This window comes from Streptomyces sp. NPDC033270, assembly GCF_055576575.1.
The window spans coordinates 241,835-259,456 of the sequence record NZ_JBVIRA010000004.1 but is presented as its reverse complement, the minus strand read 5'-3'; the positions used below and the strand labels follow the sequence as shown (position 1 = coordinate 259,456).

Annotated in this window: 18 protein-coding genes; 5 read left to right on the top strand and 13 right to left on the bottom strand. The window is 71.8% G+C overall.

Going from position 1 to position 17,622, the window contains the following annotated elements; genetic code table 11:
- Positions 1 to 21: 21 nt before the first annotated feature.
- Positions 22 to 1,035, bottom strand: a complete 1,014-nt coding sequence (locus tag ACZ5XZ_RS09340; protein WP_468975717.1) for a LysR family transcriptional regulator — start codon at positions 1,033 to 1,035, stop codon at positions 22 to 24.
- Between the two features lie 305 nt (positions 1,036 to 1,340).
- On the opposite strand from ACZ5XZ_RS09340, the gene ACZ5XZ_RS09335 reads away from it, so the two are divergent.
- The gene (locus ACZ5XZ_RS09335; RefSeq protein WP_468975715.1) at positions 1,341 to 2,024 is read left to right on the top strand and encodes a rhomboid-like protein; all 684 of its coding nucleotides are present in this window, start codon (positions 1,341 to 1,343) and stop codon (positions 2,022 to 2,024) included.
- Here ACZ5XZ_RS09335 and ACZ5XZ_RS09330 read toward each other — a convergent pair.
- The 9 genes from ACZ5XZ_RS09330 to ACZ5XZ_RS09290 all read right to left on the bottom strand — a co-directional run bounded on the left by ACZ5XZ_RS09330 (position 2,012) and on the right by ACZ5XZ_RS09290 (position 12,201).
- The gene (locus tag ACZ5XZ_RS09330) at positions 2,012 to 2,842 is read right to left on the bottom strand and encodes an HAD family hydrolase (protein ID WP_468975713.1); all 831 of its coding nucleotides are present in this window, start codon (positions 2,840 to 2,842) and stop codon (positions 2,012 to 2,014) included. The genes ACZ5XZ_RS09335 and ACZ5XZ_RS09330 overlap by 13 nt on opposite strands.
- Entirely contained in the window at positions 2,839 to 4,128 is a 1,290-nt protein-coding gene (gene serS, locus ACZ5XZ_RS09325; RefSeq protein ID WP_384424317.1) for a serine--tRNA ligase, read from the bottom strand. The genes ACZ5XZ_RS09330 and serS overlap by 4 nt, the downstream gene beginning before the upstream one ends.
- Positions 4,129 to 4,758: 630 nt before the next feature.
- Positions 4,759 to 5,685, bottom strand: a complete 927-nt coding sequence (gene pheA, locus ACZ5XZ_RS09320) for a prephenate dehydratase (protein ID WP_468975710.1) — start codon at positions 5,683 to 5,685, stop codon at positions 4,759 to 4,761.
- A 150-nt stretch (positions 5,686 to 5,835) separates the two neighbouring features.
- Positions 5,836 to 7,179: an iron uptake transporter deferrochelatase/peroxidase subunit gene (gene efeB / locus ACZ5XZ_RS09315; protein ID WP_468975707.1), complete on the bottom strand. Its 1,344-nt coding sequence runs from the start codon at positions 7,177 to 7,179 to the stop codon at positions 5,836 to 5,838.
- Positions 7,179 to 9,200, bottom strand: coding sequence for a copper resistance CopC/CopD family protein (locus ACZ5XZ_RS09310; protein WP_468975704.1), 2,022 nt, complete (start codon positions 9,198 to 9,200; stop codon positions 7,179 to 7,181). Before ACZ5XZ_RS09310 ends, efeB begins: the two co-directional genes overlap by 1 nt.
- A 60-nt stretch (positions 9,201 to 9,260) precedes the next feature.
- Entirely contained in the window at positions 9,261 to 9,707 is a 447-nt protein-coding gene (locus ACZ5XZ_RS09305; protein ID WP_468975702.1) for a copper chaperone PCu(A)C, read from the bottom strand.
- The gene (locus ACZ5XZ_RS09300; protein WP_468975700.1) at positions 9,704 to 10,348 is read right to left on the bottom strand and encodes an SCO family protein; all 645 of its coding nucleotides are present in this window, start codon (positions 10,346 to 10,348) and stop codon (positions 9,704 to 9,706) included. The genes ACZ5XZ_RS09305 and ACZ5XZ_RS09300 overlap by 4 nt, the downstream gene beginning before the upstream one ends.
- Before the next feature lie 71 nt (positions 10,349 to 10,419).
- Complete coding sequence (locus ACZ5XZ_RS09295; RefSeq protein ID WP_468975697.1) at positions 10,420 to 11,142, bottom strand: YcnI family copper-binding membrane protein; 723 nt, start codon at positions 11,140 to 11,142, stop codon at positions 10,420 to 10,422.
- A gap of 165 nt (positions 11,143 to 11,307) precedes the next feature.
- Positions 11,308 to 12,201 (bottom strand): hypothetical protein, encoded by an 894-nt coding sequence (locus ACZ5XZ_RS09290; protein ID WP_468975695.1) that lies wholly within the window; start codon positions 12,199 to 12,201, stop codon positions 11,308 to 11,310.
- Between the two features lie 247 nt (positions 12,202 to 12,448).
- On the opposite strand from ACZ5XZ_RS09290, the gene ACZ5XZ_RS09285 reads away from it, so the two are divergent.
- Positions 12,449 to 12,946 carry an ATP-binding protein gene (locus ACZ5XZ_RS09285; RefSeq protein ID WP_468975694.1) on the top strand — a complete coding sequence of 166 codons (498 nt, stop codon included), beginning with the start codon at positions 12,449 to 12,451 and terminating at the stop codon, positions 12,944 to 12,946.
- A gap of 52 nt (positions 12,947 to 12,998) precedes the next feature.
- Here ACZ5XZ_RS09285 and ACZ5XZ_RS09280 read toward each other — a convergent pair whose 3' ends face one another.
- Entirely contained in the window at positions 12,999 to 13,868 is an 870-nt protein-coding gene (locus ACZ5XZ_RS09280; RefSeq protein WP_468975691.1) for a helix-turn-helix transcriptional regulator, read from the bottom strand.
- Between the two features lie 186 nt (positions 13,869 to 14,054).
- Here ACZ5XZ_RS09280 and ACZ5XZ_RS09275 point away from each other — a divergent pair, with 186 nt between their 5' ends.
- The 3 genes from ACZ5XZ_RS09275 to ACZ5XZ_RS09265 all read left to right on the top strand — a co-directional run bounded on the left by ACZ5XZ_RS09275 (position 14,055) and on the right by ACZ5XZ_RS09265 (position 16,001).
- Positions 14,055 to 15,110 carry an aldo/keto reductase gene (locus ACZ5XZ_RS09275; protein WP_468975688.1) on the top strand — a complete coding sequence of 352 codons (1,056 nt, stop codon included), beginning with the start codon at positions 14,055 to 14,057 and terminating at the stop codon, positions 15,108 to 15,110.
- 46 nt (positions 15,111 to 15,156) lie between these two features.
- The gene (locus ACZ5XZ_RS09270; protein WP_468975685.1) at positions 15,157 to 15,453 is read left to right on the top strand and encodes a putative quinol monooxygenase; all 297 of its coding nucleotides are present in this window, start codon (positions 15,157 to 15,159) and stop codon (positions 15,451 to 15,453) included.
- Between the two features lie 311 nt (positions 15,454 to 15,764).
- Entirely contained in the window at positions 15,765 to 16,001 is a 237-nt protein-coding gene (locus ACZ5XZ_RS09265; protein ID WP_468975682.1) for a hypothetical protein, read from the top strand.
- A gap of 125 nt (positions 16,002 to 16,126) precedes the next feature.
- Here the strand turns inward: ACZ5XZ_RS09265 and ACZ5XZ_RS09260 are convergent, their stop codons facing one another.
- Both ACZ5XZ_RS09260 and ACZ5XZ_RS09255 read right to left on the bottom strand, forming a co-directional pair.
- A complete protein-coding gene (locus tag ACZ5XZ_RS09260; RefSeq protein WP_468975680.1) occupies positions 16,127 to 16,330 on the bottom strand; it encodes a ferredoxin in 204 nt (67 codons plus the stop codon).
- 4 nt (positions 16,331 to 16,334) lie between these two features.
- Entirely contained in the window at positions 16,335 to 17,576 is a 1,242-nt protein-coding gene (locus ACZ5XZ_RS09255) for a cytochrome P450 (RefSeq protein WP_468975677.1), read from the bottom strand.
- Positions 17,577 to 17,622 lie beyond the last annotated feature (46 nt).

Here is a 17,622-nt window from a genome sequence, read left to right as displayed (position 1 = left end):
ACAAAGGCCCCGGATATCGCCCTACGGACCCGATGCCCCGGCTTCGGAAACCGCCTGACGACCCCGACGCCCTGGCGCGGCCCCGGACGTCGCCGACCGCGCAGCCCCTCGCGCACCGGAGGCGGGCCGCTGCTCACGGCCACCGCCGAGACACGCCGTGACCGTCTCCGCGAACTCCACCGCCGCCGGGCTCAGCGCCGCCCACGTGCGCACCGCCCAGCCGGTGGCCAGTGGGGGCAGCGCGGGTATCGGGACCAGGCGCAGGGACGAGTCGGCGGTGGACGCGAGACCTGGGAGGCGCGGGACGACCGCGTGGCCGACGCCGAGTTCGGCCAGCAGCAGGGCGGTGTCCCAGTCGGCGACGCTGGTGGTGCTCGGGGGCGGCAGCTGCCCTGCGTCCCGGTGGCTGAGGTGGCCGTCGAGCCGCATACGGGAGGTGGAGTTCTCCGGCAGCCGGATGGGCCGGAGGGCGGCCAGTTCCTCCGGCTCGATCCGCTCCCGGGTCGCGAGCGGGTCGTCGGCGCGTACGGCGAGCACCCAGGGCAGGCCGATGACCGGATGCTGCTCGATGCCGCGCACGGGCGGGCCGATGGTGATCCAGGCCAGTTCGGAGCCGCCGTCCGCGACCGCCTCGAAGCAGCGGCTGCTGGAACTCTCGGTCTGGAACTCCAGGTTGACGTGCGGATGGCGGGTGCGGAAGGCGACCACCGCGTCGGCCATGAAGTGCCGTACGGTCGTGGCACCGGTGGTGACCCGGACCGTGCCGCCGTCGCCCGCGCGCAGATCGCCCAGTTGACGCAGGGCCACGTCCAGGCCGCTGAGGCCGTCCGCCGCCGCGCGGTTGAGGATCCGGCCCGCCTGGGTCGGTGCGACACCGCGCGGCCGGCGCTCCAACAGGCTGATGCCCGCCTCGCGTTCGAGGCGTTTGATGCGCTGGCTGACGGCGGATTGCGTGCAGCCGAGACGTCGGGCGACGGCGCTGAGGCTGCCCGTCTCGCACACGGCCACGAAAGCGCGCAGGTCATCGAGGGTCACCCGGGTACGGTAGCCCCCTCCTGGTGGCCCTACCCAAGCTGTGGCTAAGGGATTTGGAACGAAACCAGAGGATTGACTGGGGTGTGGCATCGCCGCGAAGATCGTCACAGGGCCCAGGGCGGCAACCCGGAACCGCGCACGGCCGTACGGTTCCGGGTGCCGACCCGCACGTCCGGCCCTCCCGTAGGGGGGGCCACCCTCTACCCTCAAAGGGTGAAGACCGACCGAAAAGCCGTCAGATCCACCGACGGCCTCGGCAGTACCCACGGCCTCGCCGAACCCGACGACCGGCGAGGGGACCGCTGATGGAGCCGTTGCGCGGCGGCCGGTCGTGGTGGTCCGGGCGCGCCCTTGCCGACCGGGTCAAGGACTGGGTGCGGACGAGCCCGGGCACCCATATCTGGCTGCTGGTCATCGGCGTCACCAGCCTCGTGATCGCCTCCGCCTCCGAGGGGCTGGGGCAGTTCCTCGTCCACCGCACCAGCAGCAACATCCACGAGCTGAACGAGCATCCGCTGCCCTCGCTGCTGATCAGCGGCTTCTGGATCGAACGGCCGGAGTCGTTCCTGCTCTACGCGGTGATGTTCGAGTTGGTGCACGCCAACGTCGAGCGCTGGGTGGGGACCTGGCGCTGGCTGCTGACCGTCGGCGGCGCGCATGTCGCCGCCACCCTCGCCAGCCAGGAACTCGTCCTGCTGGCCATCGAGGGCCACCAGCTGCCGCGCTCGATGACGCATGTCGTCGACATCGGGGTCTCCTACGGGCTGGCCGCGGCCGCCGGCGTACTGACCTACCGGCTGCCCCCGCCCTGGTGCTATGTCTACCTCGTCGCGGTGCTGGTGTTCTTCGGCGTTCCGCTGACGACCGGCGCGACCTTCACCGACTTCGGCCATGCCATCGCACTGGTCATGGGTTTCGCGGCCTGGCCGCTGACCCCGGCGGCGGCCGTCGCCGACGAGGCGGAACCGGAGGCCGGTCAGAGCCCGTAGATCCGCTCCAGCACGACCGCGATCCCGTCGTCCTCGGGCGAGGCCGTCACCTCGTCCGCGACGGCCTTCAGCTCGTCATGGGCGTTGGCCATCGCCACGCCGTGCGCCGCCCAGGCGAACATCGGGATGTCGTTGGGCATATCGCCGAAGGCCACGGTCTCCTTGGCGGTGATGCCCAGGCGGCGGGCGGCCAGCGAGAGGCCGGTGGCCTTGGACAGGCCGAGCGGCAGCAGTTCGACGACGCCCGGCCCGGCCATCGTCACGCCCACCAGATCACCGGCGACCTGGCGTGCGGCCTGTGCCAGCGCGTCGTCGTCCAGCGTCGGGTGCTGGAGGTAGACCTTGTTCAGCGGCGCTGCCCACAGCTCGCCGGGGTCGTCCATCACAACGTTCGCCAGCGGGCCTTGCTGTACGCGGTAGCCGGGACCGACCAGCACCCGACCGTCCAGGCCGTCCCGGCTCGCGGCCAGGAACAGCGGGCCGACCTCGGCCTCGATCTTGGACAGCGCCAGACCTGCCAGCTGCCGGTCGAGCGTCACCGATGTCAGCAGCCGCTGCTCACCGGCGTGGTAGACCTGCCCGCCCTGGGCGCACACCGCGAGGCCGTGGTAGTCCAGGGCTTCGAGGATGTGCCGGGTCCAGGGCACCGAACGGCCGGTGACGACGATGTGCGCCGCGCCCGCCGCGGTGGCCGCGGCGAGCGCCCGGCGGGTGCGCTCGGAGACGGTCTCGTCGGGGCGCAGCAGCGTCCCGTCGAGATCCGTCGCGATGAGCTTGTACGGCAGCGGTGCGGCTGCCGCCGGAGCCGATGCGCTCACTTGGCGACGGGCTCCAGGATCTCCCGGCCGCCCAGGTAGGGGCGGAGCACCTCGGGGACGCGCACGGAGCCGTCCGCCTGCTGGTGGTTCTCGAAGATCGCCACGATCGTGCGGGGTACGGCGCAGAGCGTGCCGTTGAGGGTGGCGAGCGGCTGGACCTTCTGCTTGCCGTCGACGGTCTCGCGCATCCGGACCGAGAGCCGGCGGGCCTGGAACTCGTCGCAGTTGGAGGCCGAGGTCAGCTCGCGGTACTTGCCCTGGGTCGGGATCCACGCCTCGCAGTCGAACTTGCGGGAGGCCGAGGCGCCGAGGTCACCGGTGGCGACGTCGATGACCTGGAACGGCAGCTCCAGGGAGGTCAGCCACTGCTTCTCCCAGTCCAGCAGCCGCTGGTGCTCGGCCTGCGCGTCCTGCGGCGCGACGTAGGAGAACATCTCCACCTTGTCGAACTGGTGGACCCGGAAGATGCCGCGGGTGTCCTTGCCGTACGTGCCGGCCTCGCGGCGGAAGCACGGCGAGAAACCGGCGTAGCGCAGCGGCAGCTTGGCCGCGTCGACGATCTCGTCCATGTGGTACGCGGCGAGCGGGACCTCGGAGGTGCCGACCAGGTAGTAGTCGTCCTTTTCGAGGTGGTAGACGTTCTCGGCGGCCTGGCCGAGGAAGCCAGTGCCCTCCATGGCGCGCGGGCGGACCAGGGCGGGGGTCAGCATCGGCGTGAAGCCGGCCGCGGTGGCCTGGGCGATGGCGGCGTTGACGAGGGCGAGCTCCAGCAGCGCGCCGACGCCCGTCAGGTAGTAGAAGCGGGAGCCGGAGACCTTGGCGCCGCGCTCGACGTCGATCGCGCCGAGCAGCTCGCCGATCTCCAGGTGGTCCTTGGGGGCGAAGCCCTCGGCGTCGAAGTCGCGGATCGTGCCGTGCGTCTCCAGGACCGTGAAGTCCTCCTCGCCGCCGACCGGTACGTCGGGGTGGACGAGGTTGCCGAGCTTCAGCAGCAGCTGCTGGGTCTCTTCCTTGGCCTCGTCCTGGGCGGCGTCGGCGGCCTTGACGGCGGCGGCCAGCTCGCCGGCCTTCTTCAGCAGCTCGGCCTTCTCGTCGCCACTGGCCTTGGGGATGAGCTTGCCGAGCGCCTTCTGCTCGGCACGCAGCTCGTCGAAGCGGACGCTGGAGGACCTGCGCCGCTCGTCGGCGGAGAGAAGCGCGTCGACGAGCTCGACGTCCTCTCCACGGGCGCGCTGGGACGCGCGCACACGGTCGGGGTCCTCACGGAGCAGGCGAAGGTCAATCACACCCCCAGGCTACCGGGGCCGCGCACGGCTCCTCGACGCGATATTCCCCGGCATATCGATTTGCCCGTTTTGGGGTATTTATTCCCTTAGGGGTGCGGGGTGGAGGCGGAGGTGCCTGAGGGGTCGACCGGTAAGCGGCGGATAAGTGCGAGGGGGTGTGCGGCGGAATTCCCGATGTCCGCGATGGGGGCTTTCGTGGGGGCGGGCGCCGGGTGATCCATTATGTGGACAGCGGGAGTTGGGGCCCTGGTTTTCCCCGGAGATCCCTCGGTTGTCCACAGGGGGCAAGGGTTCTCCGACTCTTATCCACAGGCTGTGTGTGAGATCTGTGGAAGTCGGAGTCGATCATTCCGCTGTCGAAATGCTCGGCTATGGATTCTCGCCCCAAACCCCGCTCCCGCACTCTTTCGTGTGGGATTGCCTCGCTCTAAAGGATTGATCGCATGAATTGTGCTGACGGGGGGCGCGGTAGGGGGCTGTGGAACGATGTGGTGTCAGTAGACCGATTTGTCGACTCCGTACGGCTTTCATGTCGACTTACCCACAGGTCGAGAACCGCGCCTGTGGATAACTTTGTGGACAACCCACAGGCCACGGAAAGCCGCAGGTCGTGCCGGGACCGCGGGCGGCTCAGCCCCGCCCGTCGAGGCAGCGCGCCAGCCAGTCCGACGCCTCGGTGAACGCCGAGTCCGTCATCTGCCGCCGCACACTCGGCGTCGTCTCGTCCGCCCGCGGATACGAACCGAGGAACCGCACCTCGCGGCAGACCCGCTTGAGTCCCATCAGCACCTCGCTCACCCGGCGGTCGGTGATGTGCCCCTCGCAGTCCACCGAGAAGCAGTAGCGGCCGATGCCCTCCCCGGTCGGCCGGGACTCGATCCGCATCATGCTGACGCCGCGCACCGCGTACTCCTGCAGCAGCTCCAGCAGCGCACCGGGGTGGTCCTCGGCCAGCCACAGCACGACCGAGGTCTTGTCCGCGCCGGTGGGCGACGCGGGCCGGGCCGGGCGGCCCACCAGGACGAAGCGGGTGGCCGCGTTCTGCGCGTCGTGGATGTCGGTGACCAGCGGCTCCAGGCCGTACGTCGCCGCCGCGAACTCGCCCGCGAAGGCGCCGTCGTAGCGGCCCTCCTGCACCAGCCGCGCGCCGTCGGCGTTCGAGGCCGCCGACTCCCACACCGCTTCCGGGAGTTGAGCCGCCAGCCACTTGCGCACCTGCGGCTGGGCGACCGGGTGGCCGGTCACCGTCTTGACGTCGCCGAGCGCCGTGCCCGGGCGTACGAGCAGGGCGAAGGCGATCGGCAGCAGCACCTCGCGGTAGATCATCAGCGGCTCGCCGGAGGCCAGTTCGTCCAGGGTGGTGGTCACCCCGCCCTCGACGGAGTTCTCGATCGGCACCAGGGCGGCCGCGGCCTCACCGGCGCGCACCGCGTCCAGGGCGGCCGGCACCGACACCATCGGCACCAGCTCGCGGGTCGCCGCCTCGGGAAGGCTGCGCAGCGCGGCCTCGGTGAACGTGCCCGCGGGGCCGAGATAGGTATAGCGGCTGGCCGACATCCTTGAGCACTCCCTCGCGCAACTGCGGGGGCACCCCGCCGATCTTCTCCCTGCCCTGCCACGATACCGAGCCGTTCCGGCCGCCGGGCGGGGCTTCCAGCCGCTGGACGGCCCGGGGACGGCCCCGGGGGCGGCCCTGCCGCCGGGGAATCACCCCTCCAGCAGCGGCCGGCCCACGTAGTCGCCCGGTTCCGCGGCCGGCGGCACCGCGAACAGCCCGCTCGCCTCGTGCCGCAGGAACGGCGACAGCGCGTCCCCGCGGTCCAGCTTCCGCTGGATCTGGGTGAAGGCGCGCAGCGGATCGGCCTGCCAGCAGACGAACAGCAGCCCGGCGTCCGGGGCGCCGTCCTCGCGGTAGCCGTCGTGGAAGGAGAACGGGCGGCGCAGCATCGCCGCTCCCTGGTTGGACTCCGGCGCCGCGATCCGGGCGTGCGCATCGGCCGGGATGACCGGCAGCCCGTCCGGGCCGGTGGCGTCCAGCCGCATCGGGGTGGTCTCCGAGCCGCCGGTCAGCGGCGCCCCGTCGTCCTTGCGGCGCCCGATGACCTTCTCCTGCTCGTGCCGGGAACGCTTCTCCCAGTCGTCCAGCAGCATCCGGATCCGGCGGACGACGGCGTACGACCCGCCGCGCATCCACTGCTGCTCGGCGTCCCGTCCCACGAAGATCCGCTGGTCGAAGTCCTCGTCCGACGGCTTGGGGTTGTTGGTGCCGTCGACCTGGCCCATCAGGTTGCGGGCGGTCATCGGGTGCGCGGTGGCACCCGGCGTGCGGTTGAACCCGTTCATCTGCCAGCGCAGCCGGGCGGTGCCGGCCGCGTCCTTCTGCAGTGCCCGCAGCGCGTGGAAGGCGACCAGCGCGTCGTCGGCGCCTATCTGGATCCACAGATCGCCGTTGCTGCGCCCGGGGTCCAGCGCGTCCGCGGAGAATTCGGGCAGCGGGTCGAGCTGTACGGGGCGCCGCTTCGTCAGGCCCGTACGGCCGAAGAAGCTGTGGCCGAAGCCGAAGGTGACGGTCAGCGAGGACGGGCCGGCGTCCAGGGCGACCCCGGTGTCGGCGTCCGGGGCGCGTCCGGCCATCAGCTCCTCGGCCGTCCGCGACCAGCGGCGCAGCAGCGCCGCCGCGGCCTTGCGGTCCGCGCCGGGCGCCAGGTCGAAGGCGGCGAGATGCCCGTTGGCCTGCAGCGGCGTGGTGATCCCCGCCTGGTGCCGGGCACGCGCCGCCCGGAACGGCACCTCGGTCGACCCGATGGTGGTGAGGGCCTTGGGCGCGTCCTGCTGGGAGGCGGAGGCGCCGAGGGCGCCGCCGGCCCCGCCGACGACCAGCCCGGCCGCGCCGGCCGCACCGACGGTGCCCAGCAGCCGGCGGCGGGAGAGCTCCAGCGGGGCCTGTGGGGCACCGGAGGTCTTCGCGCCGCCGGAGGCCTTCGACTCGCCGGAGGCCTTCGCGCCGGCGGCCCGGGGAGCGGCGGCGGCTTGTTCGGTTCGCTTGCTCATCAGCCGATCTTCACGTTCTTGGTCTCGGTCACCTGGTCGATGTCGGAGGTCCGTACGAGCAGCGAGAGCTGCCACTGCCCGGAGACCGGCAGCTGGACGCCGCTCGCGCGCCAGTGGCCCTTGCCGACGTGTCGGGGGACGAAGGGCAGCGGCCCGATCTTCTGGGACTTCTGGGTGAAGGAGACCTTCACCTCGGCAACGTCCATGGCCTTGCCCGACGGGTCGGAGAGCCGCAGCCGCAGCTCGTTGGCGTTGCCGCTGCGCCCGGGGTCGAGGTCGAGGCGGGCGGTGCCCTTGCCGCCCGGACCGCCGGTGTCGAACGGGATGGTCAGCACCTGCGGCTGGTTGGCCGCGGTGGACTGCCCACCGGAAGCGGCCCTGACCGCCTCTTCCGTACGGGCCGGTTCGGTGGCCGTCAGCACCGTCGTGACCACCAGCAGGGCGACGGCGACCGTCGCCTCGGCCAGGACCGACCGGCGCAGCCCCAGCCGCTCGGGGTCCGCGTCGCGCAGCCGCTTGGTCCGGGCGGTGCGCAGGGCGGCTCGCTGACGGGCCAGTTGAGCGGCGCGGGCGGCGTCCGGAGCGGTTCCGGCGGCCGGGTCCTCGTCGGGCTCGGCCGCCGGGCCGTGGTCGGGGACGAGGGCGGGAACGGGCTCGCGGTCGGGCGCCTGGCGTGCCTCACCCAGGCGCCCCGTCCACCGCCGCGACACCGCGGCGATCCCGACGAGGACCACGACCAGGCCCACCTTGAGCAGCAGCAGCCGCCCGTAGGCGGTGTCGGTGAGCGCGTGCCAGGTGCCGACCTGCCGCCAGGACTGATAGACGCCCGTGGCCACCAGCACCACCACGGAACCGAACGCGATCCGCGAGAAGCGGCGTACGGCGCTCCGCTCGACCGGCGGGCCCCAGTACAGGGACACCACCAGCGCCGCCAGCCCGCCGAGCCAGGCGGCGACCGCGAGCAGATGCAGCACGTCGACCGGCATCGCGACGGCGGGCTGCAGCCCGGTCGAGGCGTGTTCGGCCATCGCCCAGGTCGCGGCGAGCCCGATCGCGACGATCACCCCGCCGATGCCCAGCCCGAAGGTGAGGTCCTTGCGCCGCCTGGCCTCCTCGGCGGGGTCCGCGGCTTGCCCGGCACCGTCGCCGGCCTCGTCGCCGGCCTCTGCGGTCCCGTCCCCCTCGGCTCCCTCCTCCTGCGCCCGCTCCGGTTCCTGCAGCCGCGCGTACGCCCCGAAGAGCACCGCGACGAACAGCGCCGCGGCCGCGAGCAGCAGCAGCCGGGAGACCAGCGCCGCGCCCGGCTTGGTGACCAGGACCTGCTGGAGGCCACCTAGGTCGAAGACGTCGGCGAGATCACCGGACCCGGTGTACGGGGTGCGCAGCAGCAGCATCGCGAGCGTGGTGGCGGTCAGCGCCACCCAGCCCTGGACGACCAGCCGCTGCACCGACCGTACGAGCGCGGCGGCCGGCCGGCAGGCCACCACGAAGGCGGCACCGCCGACCAGCAGCACGAACCCGGCGTAGGCCAGATAGCGGGCGATGCCGTAGAGCGCGCCCACCAGCCCGCCGCCGACCTCCTGTTGGGGGAGCGGGGCGGCGGACTTGGAGGGCGCGCCGACGGAGAAGGTGAAGGCGCCGGAGACGGGGTGGCTGTCGGCGGAGACCGCCTGCCAGGCGACGGTGTACGTACCGTCGCGGAGCCCCGGCGGCAGCCCCGTGCCGTATTTGACGACGCTGCCGCTGCACAGGTTGCGCAGCTTGCCGCGGTCCACCCGTTTGCCCCGCGGATCCAGGACCCGGATGGAGTCGTCGCCCATCGCGACGCCCTCGGAGAAGGTGAGCGTCACCTGCTCGGGTGCGCGGTCGACCACCGAACCCTGCGCCGGCGTGCTGCCGGTCAGCGCGGCGTGCGCGGACGCCGGGGCGGCGCCGCCGAACAGCGCGCCGGCCAGCGCCACCGCGACGATCAGCAGCCGCAGCGCGGCGGACCGTCGTGGCGGTAGCCCGGTGGTGACCATAGTGATCGCTCCCCTCAACTGCCGTGTGAGTGCTGTTGCCGTGACCTGCGGTGCCGCCCGTTACTTCTTCGGCTGGTAGTCGGCGGCCTTGACCTGGAGGTCCACGTTGACGGGCTCGGCGTGGGCGAACTGCAGCTGGACGCGGATGATGTCGCTCTTGGCCGGCTTGTACTTCAGGCCCATGAGCATCAGGTGGTTGCCGCCGCGTTCGAGCCTGAGCTCGCCGCCCGCCGGTATGGGCAGGGACTTGACCTGCTCCATCTTGTTGCCGGCGGTCTTGTGGATCGTGACGTCCTTGGCCTCGGCGGTGGTGACCGCGGTGAGCTTGTCGGCCGCGCCACTGTTCTTGATCGTGAGGAACCCGCCGGCCATGTCCTGGGTGACCGGCTGCGGCATATAGGCGCCGTCGACCGTCATCTGCGAGTCGGACTCCCCGGCGCCGCAGCCCGCGAGGGCGAGAGAGGCGGTCAGGGCGAGGGCGGCGGCGAGGGTGGTACGGCGGTTCACGGGTTCTGTCCCTTGATGATCTTCGGAAGTGCGGTGGTGTAGTTGTCGGAGGTCGCCTCCTGCATGCCCATCCAATGGACCTTGTCGTCCTTGGGGGAGCTCAGCAGGACCTGCGCGCCATGGGTGGAGACGACATCGCCGTTCTTCTTCTTGACCGGCTTCTCGATCCCGATGTTCACGCTGCGCGCGCCCGCCTGGATGGTGTCGAACGCGCCGGTCAGCCCGACGAAGTCCTTGTTGATGCCGGCGAGCCACTTCTTGAGGGCGGCCGGGGTGTCGCGCTCCGGGTCGGAGGTGACGAACACGACCCGCAGGTCCTTCTGCTCGGCCTTGGGCAGCTGCTTCACGGCGACCGCGATGTTGGCCATCGTCAGCGGGCAGACGTCCGGGCAGTTGGTGTAGCCGAAGTAGATCAGCGTCGGGTGGCCCTTGGTCCGCTCCAGCAGGTCGTACTTCTTGCCGTCGGTGCCGGTCAGGACCAGGTCGGGCTTCTCCAGCGGGCTGTCGAGGGTGACGATCGGCTTGGCGGTCGTCCCACCGGAGACGACGGCGGCGGGCTTGCTCTCGTCGCCGCCGCAGGCGGTCAGGCTGAGGGCCGCGGCCGCCGCGAGGGCGGACGCGAGCAGGGTCCTTCTATGCATTGCAGATAAATCCCATACGTTCTTCCGAGGGGAGCCGGGCCGGCGCGGGTCGGGCGCCGGCCCCGCGGTGGTCAGGCGCTGCGGCGACGGCCGGCGAACACGCCGAAGCCGACTCCGGCGACGCCGACCACGATGCCGATGACGCCCAGGACGCGCGCCGTGGTGTCGCTGGCGGACGTCTCCGCGGCGGCCGTCGTCATCTCGGCGTCGCTCTTGGCGCCGGCGTGCTTCGCGCCGGAGGAGCCGTGGCCGTCGTCCTCGGCCGCGGTGAGCTTGAGCACCGGCGCCGGGTTCTCGGGCTCCGCCGCGCCCTCCTTCGTCGGCTCGATCCAGCGCACGACCTCCTTGTCGTCGTACGTCTGGAGGGCCTTGAAGACGAGTTCGTCGGCGTCCTCGGGCAGCTGCCCGACGGAGACCGGGAACTGCTGGAACTGGCCGGGCTCGACGCCCTTGTCCTCGGCGGTCCAAGTGATCTTCGAGGGCGCCTCGTTGATCTTCTCACCGTGCATCTCGATCGGCTTGGCGAGCTTGGACTTGGTGACCGAGACCTTCCAGCCGGGCACCGGCTGCGGCATGGCGGACGCCAGCGGGTGGTCGGCCGGCAGCGTCACCTCCAGCTTCACCGTCGAGGCGTCGTCCCGCTCGTTGGGCACCTTGAAGTTGACGACCGCGTAGCCGCCCTTGGGTGCCTCGCCGGGCTGCACGCTGACGTGCGCGAAGGCCGGGCCGGCGAGCAGCAGCACGCTGCCGGCCGCGACGCCGCCCACGAGCGACAGGCGGGAAAACTTGGACATACGAGACTTATTCGACATCGAAACGCTCCACAGGAAGAGGAAAGGCACGGGTGACGCTGACGGTGGTGTGGCGGCGCGCGCACGGCGACGGCGCGCGAGCCCGTACCCTCCCCCAGGCCTCAAGGGCATGGGAGGGAGCCCCACGTGGGAGCGTGCTGCGCGACGTCAGGCCGCGAGGGCCAGGGCGGCCGGGGAGGGGGGTCCTCGCCTGACGACACTGTGGTGGAGCGCGACGTCCTTCGGGCCGGGTTTGTCATCCCCGTACGAAACGGAGGCGCGCAGCGCATCGTCGTGCGCCGCGCCGAGGACCGCGAGCAGGGCGCGGACCAGCGCGAGCGCTCCGCGCAGCGCACCGACCAGCGCCGCCACGGTGATCTCGTAGGCCGCCGGAGCCGACAGCCGGACCACTCGCCACAGCGCCGCCTCGCCCCGCCGCAGCAGCCAGCCGAGGGCGAGCGCGGCGAGCAGATGGCCCAACAGCATGGGCACGGACGGCACCACGCAGTGCGCCATGGACGGGTCGCCGGCGCCACCGGCCGCTCCGTGCGCGGCCGGTGCGGTGGCGGAGGCGGCGTCGAAGCCGGCCGTGCCGAGCATCCGCCGCGCCTGGTCGCCGTCCACCCGGCCCGCACCGAGCCCGCAGGTCAGGTGCCGGGCGAGCGCGATCGCCGCCGTATCGGACAGCGCGCCGCCGAAGCCGCTACCGACCCGGCCGCTCGTCGTCATCCCCGCCATGTCCGCCATTCCGGTCATGGCCGCCGTGCGGGACGCCGGAAGGACGGGCGCCTGCCCCCACGTGAACAGCGAGTGCAGTACGAGCTGGCCCACCGCGAGCCCCGCCGCGATCCCCGGCAGCGAGCGTTCCCGCCCGGCCAGCGGGGCCGCCACCGCGAACACCACGGCGGCCGCGACACCCAGCGTCCACAGCGGGACGGTCGCGCACGACGCGATCATGTGCCCGGCCGCGGACAGCGCGACGCAGACCACGGTGAAGACCGCAGCCCTCAGCAGCCGCAGGTCGGCGGCTGCGCGCGCGGTCGGGGCAGGTGGGGCAAACATGGCCGCGCCATCATCCCACTGCCCCTGCCCGCCGCCTACGGCAGGGCGGTGGGCAAGGGGCGCCTCCCGGGGCGTCAAGGGTGGCAGGCGGGGCGCGCGACAGCGCGTACGCGGCGCTTCACCTACACCGATGCGCTCAGTCTTCGCATCCGCCGAATGAGCGGTATCACGTCCCGGACATGCTTACGGACCTTGTGGCACGGCAATAGGTAACGATATGTCGAGCCGCGGCCAGGAGGCTGGAGCGATGAGCATCTGGTGGTCACTCCACTTGCGGCGTGAGGCGGCAAGCGTGCCGCTCGCCCGTCGCCTGTTGCTGGGCACGATGGAGACCGCGGGCGTCGACCCGGACATCTGTTACGACCTGTCGGTGGCCCTCACCGAAGCCTGCGCCAACGCCGTCGAACACGGCGGGGACGCCGCCACCGAGGACTACCGCGTCACGGCCTTCATCGACGGCGACACCTGTCGGATCGAAGTCGCCGACTCGGGTCCCGGCTTCCACGGCAGCTCCGCACCCCCGGCCCCTCCCCATACCGCCGCGGACCGCGCCGCCACACCGGCCCCCGTGCCCACCCCCGCGCAGGCTCCCGTGTTTGCCGAGGAAGGCCGGGGGCTCTTTCTGATCGAGGCCCTCACCGACCACGTCCGCTACCGCAACCGCACGGGCCGCCCCGGCGCGATCGTCAGCTTCGACAAGATCCTCAAGTGGCGGGACGGCGCGGCACTGCCGATGGCGTCGTGACCAGGTCGTCTCGGGCGGACTGTGACGGCGAGGGTGACGGCAGGGTGCTTGTTCAGCCGACCGGCGTGCTTTCCCCGGCCCAGGCTGCCAGCAATCGCAGCGCGGTGTGCGAGGGTGAGCCTTCCTCCACGGTGTGGGCGATCAGGGCCTGGTCCGGGTCGTCCGGCAGACGCAGGGTCTCGAAGCCGAGGTCCAGCCCGCCCACCACAGGGTGTCGGTAGACGTAGCGCCCGTGGGTCTTGTCCTTGAGGCGGTGCTCCGCCCAGACCGACCGGAACACCGGGCTGGCGGCGGTGAGTTCGTCGAGCAGCTCCGCCGTGTGGGGATCGTCGGGGTGGCGTGCGGCGTCGAGACGGAGGTAGGCGGCCACGTCACTGGCCTTGCCCCGCCAGTCGGCGTACAGATCGCGCATCCCCTCGTCAAGGAAGACCAGGCGAGCCAGGTTCCGCTGCTGGGGAGGCAGCGCGCCGAAGTCGGTGATCAGAGCCGCCGCGAGGCGGTTCCAGGCCAGGACGTCGGTGTTGCGGCCGACGATGTACGCCGGGACGTCAGGCGTCGAGTCCAGGAGCCGACGCAGGCCCGGCCGCACCTGCTGCGGGCGGGGTGAGCCCTCCCCGTACGCCGGTTCCGACCGGGGCGCCGGGCGTGCCAGCCGGTACAGGTGCTCGCGCTCCACCGCGTCCAGGCGAAGGGCGCGGGCGACCGCGTCCAGCACCTCCGACGAGAAGTGCAGCGTGCGGCCCTGTTCCAGCCGGACGTAGTGATCCACGCTCACCCCGGCCAGTTGGGCCAGCTCCTCGCGGCGCAGCCCGGGGACCCGGCGGCGGGCCCCGTAGTCCGGCAGCCCCAGTTCCTCGGGGCGCAGCCGTGCCCGGCGGGAGCGGAGAAACTCGCCCAGTTCGGTACGTCGGTCCAGTGCCATGCGGCCAGTATTCACGGCCCGGTGCCGTGCGCGGTGGCCTTTGCCTGGTCATGCCGTGCCCAGGCACGGGCTGCCACTGGGTGGGCTCGGCGGCCGGCAGCACAGTGGTGGACGCCGGAACGTTTCCGGCCGACCGGAGGCCACTTGGCCCCGGCCCCTCTCCAATCGCACTGGGAGTTCCGCGACATGAGCGCAACCAACCTGCCCGCCCTTCCGCTCGGCACCACCGGCATGGACATCACCCGCGTCGGCTTCGGATCCTGGGCGGTGGCCGGCTCGGGATGGTTCTTCGGCTGGGGCGCCACCGACGACGACGAGTCCATCGCTGCCATCCGCCACGCGGTCGCCTCGGGCGTCAACTGGATCGACACCGCCGCCGTGTACGGGCTGGGGCACTCCGAGGAACTGGTCGGCAAGGCCGTCGCCGATCTGCCCGAGGCCGAGCGCCCCTACATCTTCACCAAGGCCGGGCTGGTCTGGGACCCGGACAACCCGCAGGCCGCACCCCGCCGGATCATGAAGCCGGCCAGCGTCCGCCGCGAGATCGACGACTCCCTCCGGCGCCTGGGCGTCGACCGTATCGATCTGTACCAGGTGCACTATCCGGACACCGGCGAGTCGCTGGAGTACGCGGGAGGCGGCTTCGGGGCCGTCTCCCCGAATGCCACCCCGCTGGAGGAGTACTGGCAGGTCATGGCGGATCTCAAGGCCGAGGGGAAGGTCCGCGCGATCGGTCTGTCCAACCACTCGCCCGAGCAGCTTCAGGCCGCCGAGCAGATCGCCCATGTCGACGTCATCCAGCCTCCGTTCTCGGCCATCAACCGCTCGGCCGCACCCGAGATCGACTGGGCTCACGCCCACGACACGGGTGTGATCGTCTATTCCCCGCTCCAGTCCGGCCTGCTCACCGGAGCCTTCTCCGCCGAACGCGCCGCGAGCCTGCCCGCCGACGACTGGCGCTCCGCCCACCATGACTTCACCACGGGCCTGACGGCCAACCTCCGCCTCGCCGACGCGCTGCGGCCCGTCGCCGACCGGCACGGCGTCACCGTCGCCGAAGTGGCCATCGCCTGGACCCTGGCCTGGCCGGGCATCACCGGCGCGATCGTCGGCGCCCGCAACTCCCGCCAGGTCGACGGCTGGATCGCGGCCGGCGCCGTTCACCTGACGCAGGCCGACCTCGACGAGATCGCCACAGCGATCACCGACTCCGGCGCGGGCACTGGCCCCGCGCGCCCATAGCCGGCCGACCTCACACCACCCCGACCTCGCAAGGAGATCGCCGCCCATGACCCTCGTCGTCCTTGCCGAATGTCTGGCCGCCCCGGGCCAGGAGGACCGTCTGCGCACCGCCCTGGAGGCGATGATCGAACCATCCCTGGAAGAACCCGGCTGCCTCGCGTACAGCCCCTATGCCGATCCCAATCGCCCGGCCCGCATGGTGATCGTCGAGGAGTGGGCCGACCAGGAGGCTCTGCGGGAACACTTCGCCACCGCCCATTTCTTGCATGTCGAGCAGGTCCTGGACCGCGTCCTGGCCGAGCCCATGACCCTGCGGACGCTGGTGGCCACCCCCACCGGGTGACGACGCTGCCGGGCACATCCAGGGCACAGTGCAGCGGAAAACCCTGCGGACCAGTGAGAACTACCGAGCGTAGTTTTCCCTGGTCCGCAGGGTTTCCGGCGCGTACCCGCAGGTCAGCCCCTACCCCACCCCATTCGATCCTCAAGTGGCGGGACGGCGCGGCACTGCCGATGGCGTCGTAACTGATCGGTCTCTGCTCCGGCGCCTGCTCGGCCGCCCGCACCCCCTGCGCCGGGCCTGCCGAGGGGCTTGTCATTCGTCTCGCCCCGTGCTGCCCTGGTGAGTCAAGTGGCCTAGACCAAGGGGGAGTTGTGGCTACGTTCAGGAACGCGTGCGGCGAGTGCCGCTACATCACACCCTGGCTCAGGGAATCCGAGGCGGAACGGCGGATCATCGAGCACTACGCCCGCCACCATCCGGACGTCGTGCCGGGCGGCGCCCAGCAGATCAAGGGAGGCGGCGGCGGAGGGGGCTGCGGCGGCTGCGGCGTCATCGCACTCGGGCTGCTCGTCCTGCTCATCATCATCAGCCTGGCCGGCCAGAAGTAGCACGAGCGCGCCGGCACGGCGGACTTCCCCGGATGGCCAAGGCCCAGGTCCGAAGACCTGGGCCGTGAGCTTCCGGTGCTGGGCGGGTGGCGCGTTCGCCCCCGTGTGGGGAGGAACCGCCGGGGCTACCGCTCGATCGTGGTGATGGCTGCGGCGGGGCAGAAGCCGGCGGCCTGGCGGGCGGCGGTGGTGTGGGCGGCGGACGGTGCGGTGGTGCGGAGCAGCACCCGGCCGTCCTCGTCGTCCTGGTCGAAGACCTCGGGGGCGGTCAGTACGCACATTCCGGCGCCGACGCAGCGGTCGCGGTCGATGCTGAGGGTGAGGGCCATCGGGTTACTCCTTGTCCCAGGTGACCGGGAGCCGGCGCACCCCGTAGATGTTCGAGAAGGTGCGCAGCGGGACCTCGTCGGCCGGGATGGCCAGGCGCAGCGTGGGGAAGCGGGTGACGAGCGCCGGGAGGGCGACGCGCATCTCGACACGGGCCAGTTGCTGGCCCAGGCACTGGTGGATGCCGTGGCCGAAGCCGAGGTGGCCGGTGGCCTTGCGGTGCAGGTCGAGGCTGTCGGGGTCGGGGAAGCGCCGCGGGTCGCGGTTGGCGGCCTCCATGGACATGGTGACCGTCTCGCCGGCCCTGATCAGCTGGCCGTCCAGCTCGACGTCCTCCAGCGCCGACTTGAGGGAGGTGTGGGCGATGGTCAGGTAGCGCATCAGCTCCTCGACGGCCCGGTCGGCGAGGTCCGGATCGTCGCGCAGGGCGGCGAACTGGTCCGGGTTGCTCAGCAGCGCGAAGGTGCCGTGCGCGATCATGTTGGCGGTGGTGTCGAGGCCGGCGCCGAGCAGGAAACCGCCCAGGCCGGTGAGTTCCTCGTCGGTGAGATCGCTGGTGGTCAGGTCGCTGAGCAGGTCGTCGGTGGGCTCGGCACGCTTGGCCAGCACCAGCGCGTGCAGATACTCCCCCATCCCCGTCATGGCGGCGTACCGCTCCTCGTCGGTGGCCCTGAGGTCGGTGATCGTGTGCGTCTGCCGCTGGAAGGTCTCCCGCTCGGACGAGGGCACGCCGAGCAGTTCACAGATCATCAGGGCCGGGACGGGCTGGGCGAACGCCTGCACCAGGTCCACCGGGCCGCCTTGGCGTTCCATCGCGTCCAGGTGCTGCGCGGTGATCTCCGCCACGCGATCGGTCAGTGCGCGCATCCGCCGGACCGTGAACTTGCCGGCGAGCAGCTTGCGGTAGCGGGTGTGCTCGGGGGCGTCCATGCCGGTCATGTCGCCGACCGGTGCCGGGGGCAGGCCGCCTTCGGGGCCGCCGGGAAGCGGATAGTGCATCAGCTCGTAGCGTGCGCTGAAACGGGGGTCGGCGAAGATCGCGCGGACCGTGGAGTAGCCGGTGGCCAGCCAGCCCACGTGGCCGTCGGGGTAGGTCATCCGGCGCAGCGGCTGCTCCTCGCGCAGCTGCGCCAGTTCGGCGGGCGGGTCGAAGGGGCAGCCGGTGGGGCGGTTGATCGGCAGCTCGGAGAGCGGTGCCGGGTCCCCGGCGGTCGTCTCGGGCGCGTTCGTCGACGGTTCGTTGTGCATGGTGTCCTCCGGATACGGGGTCAGATGCGGTGGGCTAAGGCGTGGT

Excerpts from the sequence above, each read along its gene's own strand:
- pheA (WP_468975710.1), bottom strand. The coding sequence starts at position 5,685 with ATGTCGGCCAGCCGCTATACCTATCTCGGCCCCGCGGGCACGTTCACC.
- ACZ5XZ_RS09290 (WP_468975695.1), bottom strand. The coding sequence starts at position 12,201 with ATGTTTGCCCCACCTGCCCCGACCGCGCGCGCAGCCGCCGACCTGCGG.
- efeB (WP_468975707.1), bottom strand. The coding sequence starts at position 7,179 with ATGAGCAAGCGAACCGAACAAGCCGCCGCCGCTCCCCGGGCCGCCGGC.
- ACZ5XZ_RS09310 (WP_468975704.1), bottom strand. The coding sequence starts at position 9,200 with ATGGTCACCACCGGGCTACCGCCACGACGGTCCGCCGCGCTGCGGCTG.
- ACZ5XZ_RS09270 (WP_468975685.1), top strand. The coding sequence starts at position 15,157 with ATGACCCTCGTCGTCCTTGCCGAATGTCTGGCCGCCCCGGGCCAGGAG.
- ACZ5XZ_RS09300 (WP_468975700.1), bottom strand. The coding sequence starts at position 10,348 with ATGCATAGAAGGACCCTGCTCGCGTCCGCCCTCGCGGCGGCCGCGGCC.
- ACZ5XZ_RS09275 (WP_468975688.1), top strand. The coding sequence starts at position 14,055 with ATGAGCGCAACCAACCTGCCCGCCCTTCCGCTCGGCACCACCGGCATG.
- ACZ5XZ_RS09335 (WP_468975715.1), top strand. The coding sequence starts at position 1,341 with ATGGAGCCGTTGCGCGGCGGCCGGTCGTGGTGGTCCGGGCGCGCCCTT.
- ACZ5XZ_RS09295 (WP_468975697.1), bottom strand. The coding sequence starts at position 11,142 with ATGTCCAAGTTTTCCCGCCTGTCGCTCGTGGGCGGCGTCGCGGCCGGC.
- ACZ5XZ_RS09285 (WP_468975694.1), top strand. The coding sequence starts at position 12,449 with ATGAGCATCTGGTGGTCACTCCACTTGCGGCGTGAGGCGGCAAGCGTG.
- ACZ5XZ_RS09255 (WP_468975677.1), bottom strand. The coding sequence starts at position 17,576 with ATGCACAACGAACCGTCGACGAACGCGCCCGAGACGACCGCCGGGGAC.
- ACZ5XZ_RS09280 (WP_468975691.1), bottom strand. The coding sequence starts at position 13,868 with ATGGCACTGGACCGACGTACCGAACTGGGCGAGTTTCTCCGCTCCCGC.
- ACZ5XZ_RS09260 (WP_468975680.1), bottom strand. The coding sequence starts at position 16,330 with ATGGCCCTCACCCTCAGCATCGACCGCGACCGCTGCGTCGGCGCCGGA.